At 34.5% G+C, this 15,312-nt stretch carries 8 protein-coding genes and 2 tRNA genes; 9 read left to right on the forward strand and 1 reads right to left on the reverse strand.

Annotated features, from left to right (window positions below):
* Positions 1–22: 22 nt before the first annotated feature.
* Positions 23–2,557, reverse strand: coding sequence for a glycoside hydrolase family 2 protein (locus tag PL77_RS07660; RefSeq protein WP_044203473.1), 2,535 nt, complete (start codon positions 2,555–2,557; stop codon positions 23–25).
* 373 nt (positions 2,558–2,930) lie between these two features.
* Between PL77_RS07660 and PL77_RS30325 the strand changes: the two genes are divergently transcribed.
* The 9 genes from PL77_RS30325 to PL77_RS07705 all read left to right on the forward strand — a co-directional run bounded on the left by PL77_RS30325 (position 2,931) and on the right by PL77_RS07705 (position 15,215).
* Entirely contained in the window at positions 2,931–3,992 is a 1,062-nt protein-coding gene (locus PL77_RS30325; RefSeq protein ID WP_052444249.1) for a DUF4856 domain-containing protein, read from the forward strand.
* 75 nt (positions 3,993–4,067) lie between these two features.
* Positions 4,068–5,147, forward strand: coding sequence for an imelysin family protein (locus tag PL77_RS07670; protein ID WP_044203476.1), 1,080 nt, complete (start codon positions 4,068–4,070; stop codon positions 5,145–5,147).
* 3 nt (positions 5,148–5,150) lie between these two features.
* A complete protein-coding gene (locus PL77_RS07675) occupies positions 5,151–6,497 on the forward strand; it encodes an HTTM domain-containing protein (RefSeq protein ID WP_044203478.1) in 1,347 nt (448 codons plus the stop codon).
* 6 nt (positions 6,498–6,503) lie between these two features.
* Positions 6,504–8,894, forward strand: coding sequence for a TonB-dependent receptor domain-containing protein (locus tag PL77_RS07680; RefSeq protein ID WP_044203480.1), 2,391 nt, complete (start codon positions 6,504–6,506; stop codon positions 8,892–8,894).
* Positions 8,895–9,059: 165 nt separating this feature from the next.
* The gene (locus PL77_RS30330) at positions 9,060–9,641 is read left to right on the forward strand and encodes a TetR/AcrR family transcriptional regulator (protein ID WP_052444250.1); all 582 of its coding nucleotides are present in this window, start codon (positions 9,060–9,062) and stop codon (positions 9,639–9,641) included.
* Positions 9,642–10,027: 386 nt separating this feature from the next.
* Entirely contained in the window at positions 10,028–13,039 is a 3,012-nt protein-coding gene (locus PL77_RS07690; RefSeq protein WP_052444251.1) for a hypothetical protein, read from the forward strand.
* A gap of 320 nt (positions 13,040–13,359) precedes the next feature.
* A complete protein-coding gene (locus PL77_RS07695) occupies positions 13,360–14,697 on the forward strand; it encodes a dihydroorotase (protein WP_044203482.1) in 1,338 nt (445 codons plus the stop codon).
* A 211-nt stretch (positions 14,698–14,908) separates the two neighbouring features.
* Positions 14,909–14,982: transfer RNA gene (locus PL77_RS07700), tRNA-His, on the forward strand.
* Positions 14,983–15,141: 159 nt separating this feature from the next.
* Positions 15,142–15,215 (forward strand) — tRNA-His (locus tag PL77_RS07705).
* The last annotated feature ends 97 nt before the right edge of the window (positions 15,216–15,312 follow it).

Here is a 15,312-nt window from a genome sequence, read left to right on the forward strand (position 1 = left end):
AGAATAAACCTGTATTGAAGACTTATTTTTCTTCATTATCTGGGAACCCGAAGGCTTTAGGGATTTGAGTGTCACTCTCGTATTTTCCTCCATTTTCACCTGAAAACTCTTCAAAGAAATGGTAGTAAGAACCATAAAGTCCGTATTTGTTTTCAAGGTTTTTACGTTTTTTCATCCAAACCTTAAACTCTTTTGAAGCTTCTTCTTGATTACCGATAAGAAAGAAGTAATCATTTTGAGAAATCACTTTACCGTTTTGATCTTCAAGTACTAATTCTACGAAAAACTTACTGTTGACTTTATCTAAAACATCAAATGAAATGTCTACAAATTTCTTTGCACTGTTTTCTGCAACATTACCAAAAGAGTATTCCTTTTCAGTCAATATATTGCCTTTATCGTCTTTGATTTTTAAAGTGGCAGAAGTCTTTTTATAGCTTTTATATAAATCATTGATCACCCATAACTCACCTTTAAACGCTTCATTATTAGACCATCTTCTTTTATGGAAATTCAGACTAATTAATGTAGGTTGATAGGCTTTTTTGACAAAATCAAAAGAGCGTTTCGGTTTTTGATAATTATCTACAATGCCCCATTTCATATCAGGCCAATAGGTAATGAAATGACAAAGAGCAATACCACTTAGTTCAGGTTTTTGACGTCTGAAATATTCAATACCATTTTGGAAAATTACACCTTGTGCATCTTGCGTCGCATTGACAAATTCCTCCAAAGAGCCTTTCATTTCACTTCCAAATACATCCCAGTTTTGCATTCTCAATCGGGTAAGGTCAGCCCAGTGGTGTCCCCAACTTAAGCCTGGAGTCCATAATTCATCTTTAGGGATAAATTTTTTGAGACTTTCTACAGAAGGCACTGATGTAATGGCAAATTCAGGAACAATCGGAAATTTTAAGGTCTGATACCAATCTTCATGCAGCCATTTTCCCATATCATAAAAATAACGCAAAGCATGTACAGCTTCTTTTTTCTTAAAACCTGCTGCTTTTGAAACATGACAAGTCAATGGAGAATCTGGCACATAAGGAAGGTTGGCATAAGCTTGAAGAGAGTCTCCTAATTCTTCCAAGAAAGCTCTTCCAAATTGTGGATCACGTGTACGAAGTAACATTTCTTCTCCTCCCTCCATCATAATAAGTGAAGGATGATTTCTTCGTTCTTTAATCACTTTGACTGCTTCATCAAAAATTTCTGTCAATTGAGCTCTTTCACTTGGAATATTTCCAGTGCCTAACGGAATCATATCTTGCCAAACTGTAATTCCCATTTCATCACAATATTGGTAAAACTCAGGTATTTCAGGTGGGTGCCATCCAAAGATCCTGATGTTATTCATGTTAGCTTCTTTTGCAAGACGAATCAACTCTTTATATTCTTCTAAAGATGTTCTTCCTACAAAAATATCGGGAGGCCCACCCCAACATGCTGAGCGTATAAAGTGAAATTTACCATTGATGTATGTTGAACGAGGGAAACTCACATCGACATTTTTCTTAAAGCCAGGGTTCCACTTTGAGGTAACTTCTCTAATACCAAATGTAATGGCATTGAAATCATGGTTTTGTTTATTTTCTTTTAAAGTTACCTTCGCTTCATATAAATTGGGTTTGCCCAAATCCCAAGGCCACCACAACTGTGGTTTTTTAAGATGAATGTTTTTGACAACCTTGTGTACACCCGGTTGAACATCCTCTTCAAAAGTTAATTTGACTTCTTTACTATCAAAGTTTTTTCCTTTAAGAGAAGTCACAAAAACCATTTTCTTTGTTGCATCAGAGGTGTTTTCTACCATCATTTCTAGTGAAACATCCGCAGAACCATCTTTATTGATTTTATTATTGGCATAGATGTCTTTAAATCTCACTTTACCTGTTCTCACCATTTTGATCGATCGGGTAATTCCAAATGGTATTAAGTCTCTCCAATAATCACCAAACCAAGGTGTTTTCTTCCCTGCTACATTGGCATTGACTTTTGGGGGAGGAGCAAGTTTGATCACTAACATATTTCGAGCTTTTAGGAAATCATGCTTATGAATTCTTAAAAAATCGTTGACATTAAAACTAAAAGAAGAAAATGCACCTTCATGTTTTCCTAAGTAATGACCATTAAGCCAAACTTCGCAGGCATAGTCCACACCATCAAATACAAGGTCGACCACTTGATCATCAATTTCTTGGCTGACATTAAATTGATGAGTATACCACCATTCATAATGCTGTACCCATTGTGCTTTTACACTGTTTCTACCAAAATAAGGATCTTCAATGACACCCGCTTTCCATAAATCTGTATAGACATCACCAGGAACTTTAGCATTGTTCCAAACCAATGTTTCAATGTCTTCAGGAGGAATTTTATGTAATCCTTGTTTTACTCCCTCACCCGGAAGCATCATTTTCATTTTCCATCTATAGCCATCTAAATAGCGTACAGCTTGTTCGTTTTTCTCATGTGGTGTTGTTGTATTAGGTTGAGACCATCCATAACTGAAGGCGAGCAATCCTATTAACACCATAAATAATCTTTTCATTTCAATCAATAGGTTGATAATTGTTGATTGTCTTTTTGTGTTTAACACATAGACTTGTTATTTAATTGATGTAGTACCAAAGCTCTTTATTTATTGGTGAAAGGTCTATTTTGGGGCATAGACAGCGTATAGACAGGTACTTTTTGCATATAGATTGAAAGTAGACATTTAACAGAGTGTTAAAATTGATCTTAAAATTATTAGAGGAGTTGATAAGGGAGGAAATATAATTGTATTGATAATGAATAAGATGTGTTTTAAGTCTTACTCTTATTTAAACTAATTTTAAATAATATTTGGATTAAATCTAAATAAAAGATAATTTTGCTCCCGTTAATTTCAACTATTAATAATTTTTTTCACATCCATTTTTATGAAATTCTATTCATCATTAGCTAACAAATTTGCGACATCAGCACTTATAGTTTCAGCATTATTTTCTTGTTCAGAGTCTGAAGAGATAATTAATGATCTCGACATACCTTCAACTTATGCATTTGATAATGTAGATTATTCTGGACAAACTGCCAGAATCCAAATGTTAGATTCATTAGAGCGTTACATTAAGTCAGGAAACGATGGTGTTACTAACTTAGAAGAGTCAGTAATGCAGTCTGTTTTTGCAAATGAGTCAGGAACTTTATTTGGTTCTTCAAAAGATTTAGAAAGCAAGACTTATGGTGAAGCAGGTTTAACAGTAGATGTGAAAACAGAAGTTTACGCTTACTTTAAGAGTGCAGAGGCCGCTTCAGGTAATGTAGCAAACATTTACGAAGGCCGTTTATTTGATGCTGAAGGTCACGAACCTGCTCAAATGGTAGCAAAAGGTCTTATGGGAGCTACTTTATACTATCAAGCCGTTTCTTATTATTTATCAGATGAGAAATTAGATGCTGATAATGAAGAGGTGACTGAAGGTAAAGGTACAGCGATGGAACATTACTGGGATGAGGCATTTGGTTACTTTGGTGCTGCAGTCGATTACCCATTAAATGCAGATGCTAAAAACTGGTATTGGGCAAAGTATGCAAAGTCTCGTGCTGATGTATATGATGTATCAGGCGATATCTTCACTGCATTTGTAACAGGTCGTGCTGCAATTACTGCAAAAAATTATACAGTAAGAGATGCTCAACGTGATATCATTGTCGCAAAGTGGGAAGAGTTGGTAGCCATCAACGTTATTCACTATTTAAACTCAGTACTTACTGATACAACAGATGGAGATAGAATGCATCACTGGTCTGAAGCTTTAGCATTTGCTTGGTGTTTACAATACAATGCATCTAAAAAAATCTCTGATGCTGACTTAGATAAAGTAATTGCGGCTCACGGAAATAATGTAGATGAGTTGACAACTGAGAATATTATTGAAATAAAAAATATTTTACAGTCAACTTATGGCTTCTCAGCTGAGGTAGTTAACACTTTATAATATATCTTTGCATCCTCAAACCATATTTAAAATGGTTTGAGGATTTCTTCGTTCATTTTACTTCTGTAGTTTATTATGAAACTATTCAAATTTTTTATCACTATTATCCCTGCTTTCGTTTTCTTTTCATGTTCTGAAGAAAACGGAAACATTGAGCTAGACTTCTCACAAACTGACATGTTAGGCAATTATGCCAACAACATTATTAAACCTTCAATTAGCAATTATCACACTTCGGTCGCTTCACTTGATGAAAAAACTAAGTCATTTGTAAGTGCACCAACAGAAGAAACTTTTGATGCCTTAAGTTCAGCATTTTTAAGTGCTTATCAGAATTGGGCAACAGTCAATGCATTTCAATACGGCCCTGCATTAGAAAATGCATTTCTAGCATCAACAAATACATTCCCAACGGATTATACAGAGTTGGAAGCAGATATTGTTGCTGAAAATATTAATCTTGGATCAGTTACTTCTAATAACAAAAAAGGATTACCAGCAGTAGATTATCTTTTATTTAAGGATGGTAAAACAACAGTAATTGAAGCCTTCAAAGCAAACTCTTTTAGAGGTGAGTATTTGAATGCAGTTGTGGCGGATTTATTGACAAAAGCAACTTACGTAAATGATGCTTGGTCTGGTGACTATGCAGCAACATTTGCTATAAATGAAGGAAATGATCCTAGTAGCTCATTATCCGCAATTGTCAATGAATACAATAAAGCTTACGAAAGATGTAAAAATCAAAGAGTTGGTTATGCTTTGGGTAAAAACTCTTTATCTGGTAGACCGAGTCCAATGTCAATTGAAGCTTACTACAGTGTGAATTCATTAGACTTACTGAAAAGAAATGTAACTGCTTTAGAAAACATCTTCAAAGGAAATGATGGTGTAGGTTTAGATGATTACTTGACAGCATACTACAATACAGGATCAATTCAAGAAGATTTATCCGCAAAGATTTTAAATCAATTTGAAGTGATTCATTCAAAATTAGATAACTGTCAAAGTCCTTTTGCAAATCACATTGAAGCACAAGACGAGACAGTTGAAGAGTTATATACGGAGATGTCGAAGTTAGTAGTAATGATCAAATCAGAAATGCCTTCTGCTTTATCAGTAAAAATTACTTACCAAGACTCGGATGGAGATTAGAATATGGGATATTATCATAAACTAGTTAATAATCAAACTTCAATTGCACCCTTGGTTGTCTTCCGAATGATTTTCGGTATCATGATGGCCTTGAGTGCAGTTCGCTTTTGGGTGAACGGTTGGGTAGACTCTCAATTCGTTCAACCCAAATTCTTTTTTCATTACTTTGGTTTTTCATGGGTAGAACCACTAGGTGAAAAGGGGATGTATATCATCTTCTTTATCATGATTTTTAGTGCAATAGGTATAGCATTGGGTGCTTTTTATAGAATTTCAGCCTTGTTGTACTTTCTTACTTTTACCTATGTAGAACTAATAGATCTTACGAATTACCTAAATCATTATTATTTCGTCAGTTTGATGGCATTTATAATGATTTTTTTGCCCGCCCATCGAAGGTTTTCTATTGATGTTTATCGAAATCCAGAAACTTACAGGAAGTATGTTTCAGCATGGACGATCAACATTGTAAGAGCACAACTGGGTATTGTTTATTTTTATGCTGGAGTCGCTAAAATTAATGCGGATTGGCTACTGAATGCTCAGCCACTTCGATTGTGGTTAGCATCAAGAGCAGACTTATTTTTGGTGGGCCCCCTTTTAAAATATAAATGGGTGGCTTTTGCTTTTAGTTGGATAGGCTGTATTTATGACCTATTTATTCCTTTCTTTCTCTGTATCAAAAAATATAGAGGTTTCGCTTATTTTTTAGTGGTGGCATTTCATGTAATGACAGCGGCGTTATTCCCAATAGGGATGTTCCCATACATTATGATTTTGTCAACATTGATCTTCTTTTCTGATCAATTCCACGAGAAAATAATTCTGTTCTTAAGTCGATTTTTTAGTTCTGAAAACTTATCAATGCAAGTCAATAGAGGTCAAATTAATTCAATACCTCAACAATTGATGAGATTGAGTTTTGGTCTTTTCCTATTTGTACAAGTAATATTTCCATTTAGATATGCTTTGTATGGAGGAGAACTTTTCTGGACAGAACAAGGGTTTCGTTTTTCATGGAGAGTGATGTTGATGGAAAAGTCAGGTTCAGCAACTTTTTATGTATTAAACCCTGAAACAGATCATAAGATAGAAGTCAATAACAGAGATTTCTTGACGCCATTACAAGAAAAAATGATGGCTACTCAGCCTGATATGATACTTCAATATGCACATTATTTAAAAAGTGTTTTTGAAGAAAAAGGGGTGAAAAACCCTGAGGTTTATATTGATTCACATGTTTCGCTCAACGGTAGAGCAAGCCAACCCTTTATAGACCCGACAATAGATTTAACAAAGTTGGAGGATACTTTCGCTCCTAAAACATGGATACTTCCCTTTAAGGGATAAGATTATATGACAAGGTTATTATTCATTACTCTACTTTTCTTTTTATCTCTGAGTTCTTATTCGCAATCAGTGAGAGGTAAATTAATTCAATTCGATTCTCAGGAGTCAATTGAAGGTGCAGACGTTTATATTAAGGACACGAACATCAAAGTGAAATCAGATAAAAACGGAAGCTATAAACTTTCTAACCTACAAAAAGGAAAAGTCTACACAATTGGCGTTTTTAAGTATGGATTAACACCCATGGAAAAAGACATCAAGATTACTGCTCAAAGTCAAGAATTGAATTTTACAATGAGAGTGATTGAGAAAGTTTTAGATGAAGTAGATATAACGGATAATAATGAAACTGCTGAAATAACAAGGCTTGAGGCAGTAGAAGGAACCTCTATTTTTGAAGGGAAGAAAAGTGAGGTCATTCAAATTGATAATCTTACGGCAAATTTAGCGACAAATAATTCAAGACAAGTTTATAATAAAGTACCAGGATTGAACATTTGGGAAAGTGATGGTGCCGGTATACAGTTAGGTATTGGTGGTAGAGGCTTGAGCCCTGATAGAACTTCCAATTTCAATACAAGACAAAACGGTTATGATATAGCTGCAGATGCTTTAGGTTATCCTGAAAGTTACTATACTCCACCATTAGAGGCGGTAGATGAAGTTCAAATTGTAAGAGGTGCTGCTTCATTACAATATGGAACCCAATTTGGAGGTTTATTGAATTTCAAGATGAAAAAAGGTCCAGCTAATAAACCTTTTGAATTTGTTACTCGACAAACCGTTGGATCGTTTGGATTGTACAATTCATTTAATAGCATTGGTGGAGAGAAAGGAAAAGTAAATTACTATGCTTTGTATCAATATAAAGGAGGAGATGGTTGGAGACCAAATTCTGCTTTTGATGTCAACACAGTGTATACTGCAGTAGATGTTGAAGTTAGTGAGCGTTTTAAAATTGGCTTTGAGTTTACTCACATGGATTATTTGGCACAACAACCAGGTGGTTTAACCGATGAGGAGTTTGAAAGAGATCCTCGAGCATCTTATACCGACAAGAACTGGTTTAAAGTAAATTGGAATGTTGCTGCGATAGATTTACAATATAAAATCAACCACAATGCAAAAATCGAGATGAAAAATTTTGGTCTTTTTGCAAGTAGAGATGCATTAGGAATTAATCTTAACAAGCAAAATCCATATGATGAACCTCGATTATTAGTTGCTGATAAGTTTAGAAATGTTGGTACTGAAGTACGCTATCTTCAGCATTATTCTTTGAATAACAGACCTTCAGTATTTGTTCTAGGATCAAGAGTTTACTACGGTAATGATGATAAAAAGCAAGGAGATGCTTCTGATGGGAAAGATGCAGACTTTGGCTTTTCACATCCCGACTCATTACTATCTGACCATCAATTTAAGATTGAGAATTACGCATTCTTTGTGGAAAATATTTTCCAAATCACGGATAAATTTAGCGTAACACCAGGAGTTAGGTTTGAACTTATAGGAACATCAGGAGAAGGATATTATCAGAAAACTTATTTCGAAGTTGGTGATGATGGCTTAATAGAAGAAATTACTCGTGCGGAACCAGATACAATTAATAACAATAGGTCTATCTTGATTGCAGGGGTTGGGCTAAGTTATAAGTTGAAAGAAGATTTGGAAATCTACGGTAATATCTCCCAAAACTATAGAGCCATTACGTATTCTGATTTAAGGTCTCTGAACACAAACGTAAGGATTGACCCAGATATGAAAGATGAAAAAGGGTATTCTGCAGATATTGGAATGAGAGGAAAAACAGACTTCCTAAATTTTGATGTAAGTGCTTTCTATCTTCGCTATAATGATAAAATAGGTCTTGCCAATCCTGCCAATCCAATTCGTACGAATATCGCAGATGCCTATACGTTAGGAGTTGAAGCGTTTGGAGAGTTGAATGTGATGCATTTTATTAACGAATACTCTCAATATCACTTTAATTTATTTGGTAACGTATCTTTTATTCAAGGAAAATATATTTCAGATGATAGAGTATATGATGGAAACGATGTGGAATTAATTCCTCCTTATAACTTGAAAGCAGGTGTCAATGCTGGATACAAAAACTTCAATTTATCTTTCCAATATACTAAGGTGGATAAGCAATATACTGATGCTGCAAATACTGAGAAACCATTACCTGATGCAGTTTATGGTCCGGTGCCTGCCTACTATGTAATGGATTTATCTATGAAATATCACTATAAGTGGTTTGGGGTAGAAACCGGGGTCAATAACCTGACGAATAATATGTATTTTACACGAAGAGCAACCGGTTATCCTGGTCCGGGAATTATTCCGGCTGATGGTAGAAACTATTATTTTACATTCCAATTTAAAATCTAGATTAAGAAACATCTTTTCGGCATTTCGTTATATTCCATAGATTATTTTGTCTATTTTCTTGGAAGGTATTAAGTTTATGATAAATTTGTGATACATAAAGTGAGAACTTATTCATTTATGACATCCTTTATGTAAGTTCTAATTTACCTCAATTAATTTTAAACAATGGCGAAAAGTATCGACGAAACTAAATTACAGCGAATTAAAGAAGCAACAATCGAAATGGTTGTAAGCAAAGGTTATGGAGGGGCATCGGTTTCGTCTATTGCTAAAAAAGCTCAGGTAGCAGACGGGTATCTATACAGACATTACCCAAGTAAAGCCGCATTAGTACAAGCTCTTTATTCTTCAAATATTGAATATTTTAGGAATATCATTTTCAAACATATGGAAGAGAAAGAGTCGCTGGAAGAAGTGATTCTTCATTTTTGTATTGAGATATTTACTTTAGCGAATGATAATCCTTCAAGAGCAAAATTCATCAATATGCTGATGAATGATTATACGTTTTTAATGTCAAAGGAAATGACTTTGAAAATCCCAGAATCTTCAAAAGCTATGGTACAAAGAGGGCATGATACTGGTGAGGTGAATCAAGAAATCAACGTAGAAATGTTTAATGCTGTTTTCCCTGCTATTCCAATCCAATATGCTTCTTCAAGAGCGACAGGAGTATTTAGTCATGATAGATTAGTAGAAAATGATGCTAGAATTGTTACGACTTTATGCATGAAAGCATTAAAGTAAGACAGAAATAAAATAGATATTAAATAGAGGTTGCCTTATAAAAAGGTAACCTTTTTTGCTTATTAAGGCACTAAAAGGGTAAATAATTGTAATATTTAAAGAAATTAGAAAAGAGATTTCTCCGATGGTATTATTTTCTAATTTCTATTCTTGTTTTTAACACAAAAGTTATAAATTTGATGAGGTTTTTGGAAGCAAAAGCCAAAAATAAGTAAGATGCCTCGTGAGTGCAAAGTGTTGGAGGGTGGTATTTTATTTTTAAAGTTGAATTATTGTATGGGAGTAGTAGCCCATACTTTTATATTACTGAAGGTTAGAGGGACTAGTTTTACTTTGTTCCTCTTTTTTCATTCCACCAATTTTTTTAATGGTAAATTATTATATCGATGAATAAATTATTACTGACCATTTTTTTATCACTTCATTTTTTAACTATAGTAAGTGGTCAATCAATCCAGCAAATCCAAAATTCTTTTAATCAATATTTAGAAAAAGCAAAGTCAGGGGAGTATACGTTTCAACCCGATTCATCCGCTGTACTTGATACATTATCTTTTTCTAAGAAGAATAAAAAAATCTACTATTTTTTGAGTAAACACTGGGAGTATACACCAATAAGGATTAATGATTTATCTTCCATTGAAAAAAAAGTAAGAGAGCAACTTGGGGAAAATTATAACAGATATGATCTGATTTTTTTCGTTGGGCAGTCCAAAAGTACATCTTTCAGTAAGCTGGCCAAAAAAAATAAATGGCCTGTTATTCCTAAAAACTATTTAAAAGATCTAGTGCCCAATTTTTATAGAGGAACTCATTCACTTGATAAAGACAGACGATTAGCGAAGAGTCATGCAAATACCCCGATACATGTGAAGAGGGTAGATAGAAAGGAAGAGGAAATCATTCGAAATGGCCTTTATGGAAATCACCTCGCAATCTGGAATAGTCATGGCTTATATTATGAAAAGAGTTTGAAAAGGTGGGAATGGCAAAGAGCAAGATTATTTCAAACCGTTGAAGATTTATTACCTACTGCTTTTGTATTGCCGTATTTAGCGCCAATGCTAGAAAACGCAGGAGCAAATGTCTATATCCCAAGAGAGAGGGGAATTCAATCAAAAAGTTTTGTAATCGATAATGATGGAGAAAGAGAGGGGTATGAAGAAGGTGAAAATGTTGTGGCCGGAAATGTAGGCTTTGAACATAAATTATTTTACAATGATCATGAAAACCCTTTCGAATTAGGGACTTCGAGAAAAATAAAGTCAACCAACAATAAAAATGATATTGCTTTTACTTGGAAGGCTCCAAAAGAACTCAAAGGTGAATATGCAGTATATGTTTCTTATGCAAAGAATGATTTGCCGGTAGAAGATACACATTACTATGTTCGTCATAAAAAACAAAAGACAGCTTTTATCGTCAACCAGAAAATAGCACCAAAGACTTGGGTGTATTTGGGGACTTTTCACTTTGATGGTTCAGCAGGTGAAGGTGTTTATTTATCTTCTTATTCTAAAACAAAAGGGCGTTATGTTACAGCAGATGCTGTTCGTTTTGGTGGAGGATCAGGAAATATTGTAAGAGAAGGAACGAGTAGTTTAAGAGCAAGATATACAGAAGGAGCAAGATACAATTTACAATATTCGGGTGCTCCGGAGTGGGTGTATTCTCCAAACGAAGGGAAGAATGATTATAAAGATGATTATCAATCGAGAGGGGAATGGGTAAATTGGTTAACAGGTGCAACTTTAGCCTTAAATCCTAAGATTGAAAATGAAGGTTTGGGAGTTCCCATTGATTTGGCGTTAGCATTACATACTGATGCTGGTGTGTCAAAGTCCGATACAACTATTGGGACATTGGCAATTTACAGCACAACCAATATGGAGAAAAATATTCATTTTGAGGGTGGACAGTCTAGGTTAACGAGTAGAGATTTAGCAGATATTATTCAGACGCAGATCGTAGAGGATGCTCGAATTTTACATGATTCCATTTGGAATAGAAGGTCATTATGGGATAGAAGATATAGTGAGGCGGTTTACCCTGATGTGCCAACAGTACTGATTGAATTATTATCTCATCAAAATTTTAAAGATATGTGGTTTGCTTTGGACCCTGTTTTTAGATTTGATGTCAGTCGATCGATTTATAAAGGGATTCTAAAGTATATGGCTTTTCAAGAAAATAGAAAATACGTTGTTCAACCATTACCTCCAACGCATTTTTCTGTGGCCATAAAAGAAAATGGTGCATTGATTAAATGGAAACCACAACGAGACCCAATAGAAGCATCAGCTGATCCTACATTTTACAAACTGTATACAAACTTCGATAATCAGGGTTGGGATAATGGACAGGTTATTAATGATTCAAGTATTCTACTTTCTATACAGAAAGAGCACTTTTATAGTTTTAAAGTAACCGCAGTAAACAGTGGTGGAGAAAGTTTTCCAACGGGTGAATTGAGCATGGCAGATTTTGAAAATGAACCAATTCTTGTTGTAAATGCTTTTGATCGCGTATCTTCTCCGACATTTATTGATACAGAAAATTATAAGGGTTTCAATCATTTGGACCATGGTGTAGCAGATCAGGTAGACTTATCTTATGTGGGTGCTCAGTATGACTTTAATCCAAATTCACCTTGGGTTGACGATGATGCTCCTGGTTTTGGAGCAAGTTTCGGAAATAAAGAAACAACCATAATTAAAGGTAATGCCTTTAATTATCCAGGAATTCATGGTAATGCAATGTATTATTTGAAGCAGTCATTTGTATCCTGTAATCAAACAGCTTTGAAAGAAGGGGGAATTCAATTTGAAGATTACTTTGCTGTTGATATCGTTTTAGGAGAACAAAAAGACTTGAATTTTAGCCAATGGGGTAAGAAAACGGAATACAAACTTCTATCTCCTGAACTTCGCAATAAAATTGAAGTTTACTTAAAGCAAGGTGGTAACTTATTGATAAGTGGGGCTTATTTGGGTTCAAGCTTATTTTATGAGGAAGATGGTGTTCCAAAGGGAAGAAAGCATCCAGATGTGCTTTTTGGAAAGAACGTTTTACATTTAATAGGTAGAACGGATCATGCGGATCTTATTGGAGAGGTAAAAAGCGTAGATAAATCATTCCAAAGCCTGAATGGGCTATATTATTCTAAATCAGACAGTGATCCTATTTATAAAGTAGAATCTCCAGACGCATTGGAACCATGGGGAAAAGGCGGTAATCAAATTTGTAGATATACAAGCAATCAAAAAGGGGCAGGGATAAGCTATAATAATGGAAATAAAAAGATTGTAGCTTTAGGTTTTCCATTTGAAACCATTCTTTCTGAACAAAAAAGAATTGAAGTAATGGAAGAAGTTTTGATATTTTTTAAAGAAAAATAGTGCTTATCTAAGAAGAAATGGTGAGTTAATAGATTGATTGCAAGGTTTTTGGATCTTAATTATTGACAAAAAGGTTAAGATACTGAAAATTTAACCTTTCTTTTTTAGTTCAGTTCGTAATATGTAATTGAACAAAGACAAAATATAAAGTCTTAAGAGCGATATGGTTCTTTTCACTTTATAAACAGGTAGTTGTTACAACTACATAAGACTGACAAACTGCAAAAAGGCCTCACTAGATGAGGCTTTTTTTTATGTTTAATTTTTAGAAGAAAAAACGGGGTAGTATCTTCACGTAATTTTAAATTCATACTTATATCATGGAGAAGATACTTATCAAAAACGCACAAATAGTCAATGAAGGAACTATTTATCACTCGGACCTAAGAGTGGTAAATGGGAGAATCGAAAAGATTGGAACTTCGTTGGAAGCACAAACAGACGAAAAGGTAATTAATGCCGAAGGGAAATATCTTCTTCCTGGCTTAATTGATGATCAAGTACACTTCAGAGAGCCTGGTTTGACTCAAAAAGCCAATATTGAAACTGAATCTAGAGCAGCTGTTTCAGGAGGGGTTACTTCATTTATGGAAATGCCAAATACAAAACCTCCTACAGTGACAATCGAGAAGTTGGAAGAGAAGTATGAGATTGCATCAAGAACATCATTAGCGAATTACTCTTTTTATATTGGAGCATCAAATGACAATTTAGAGGAGGTACTTAAAGCAGATCCTAAAAATGTTTGTGGTATCAAAGTATTTATGGGTTCTTCGACAGGAAACATGCTTGTGGATAATGAAGAAACACTTGCCAATTTATTCAAGAATGCTCAAATGATCATTGCTTCTCACTGTGAGGACGATCCAATGATTGCTGAGAATATGGAGAAGTATGTAGAGAAATATGGTGATGATATTCCTATGGAATGCCACCCTGAAATCAGAAGTGCAGAAGCTTGTTATTCTTCTTCTTCTAAAGCGGTTGCTTTGGCAAGAAAACATGGTGCAAGATTACATATCTTACATATTTCAACAGCGAAGGAATTAGAGCTTTTTGATAATGATATTCCATTACAGGAAAAGAAAATTACTTCAGAGGCTTGTGTACATCATATGTGGTTCTCTGATGAAGATTATAAAGAGAAAGGTGCTTTTATTAAATGGAACCCTGCTGTAAAAACAAAAGAAGATGGAGCGGGTATTCTTGCAGGTGTTTTGAATGACAAAATTGATGTAATTGCGACTGATCACGCTCCTCATACATTGGAAGAGAAGTCAAATAAATATACATCAGCACCTTCAGGTGGTCCATTAGTACAACATTCATTACAGGTGTTGTTGGATTTCTATAAAGAAGGAAAAATTTCTTTAGAGAAAATTGTAGAGAAAGCATGTCATAATCCAGCTATTTTATTTGAAGTAGCAGAGAGAGGTTATATCAGAGAGGGGTACTGGGCTGACCTTGTATTAGTGGATCTTGAAGCTCCTCAAAAAGTTGAAAAATCAAACCTTAATTATAAATGTGGTTGGTCTCCATTCGAAGGACATACTTTTAGTGCGTCTGTGACTCATACTATTGTTTCTGGACACTTAGCGTATGAGAATGGAACTTTCCATGAAGATGTAAAAGGAAAAAGATTGACATTTGATAGATAATTATTGATTTATCAATAAAAGAGAGGGTAGGAATATACCTTTTTATATGATGTTGATGCGAAATAAAGGGATAGTCTAATTTTTTTTTACTATCCCTTTATTTTTTTATTCCTGATTAACAGGAGGTTTATTGGTGTTGAATTTTGTTTACATAAAACAATGTGGTTTTTGTAAACTTTCCTTCTATCTTTGCAGAGCAAAAAAACAAATGGCGATCGTAGCTCAGTTGGTTAGAGCACCGGTTTGTGGTTCCGGGGGCCGTGGGTTCGAATCCCATCGTTCGCCCAAAGCTTTCAAGAAATTGAAAGCTTTTTATATGTTTTTGAAAACAAAGAGTAGGTAAATTAATGATGTACAGTATTTTGTATTTTAATTGATTTAATACTCAAAATAAAGTTTTGTTTTGTAAAATTATTAATTACCTTTGCAGAGCAAAAATAAATGGCGATCGTAGCTCAGTTGGTTAGAGCACCGGTTTGTGGTTCCGGGGGCCGTGGGTTCGAATCCCATCGTTCGCCCAAAGCTTTCAAGAAATTGAAAGCTTTTTTTGTACCCAAAACTTTATTAAAACAAAAAAAGGCATAAAAATGCCTTTTAGTTGATGATAGTTGTTTT

The sequence above is a fragment of the Flammeovirga sp. OC4 genome, from assembly GCF_000812565.1.
Lineage (GTDB): Bacteria > Bacteroidota > Bacteroidia > Cytophagales > Flammeovirgaceae > Flammeovirga.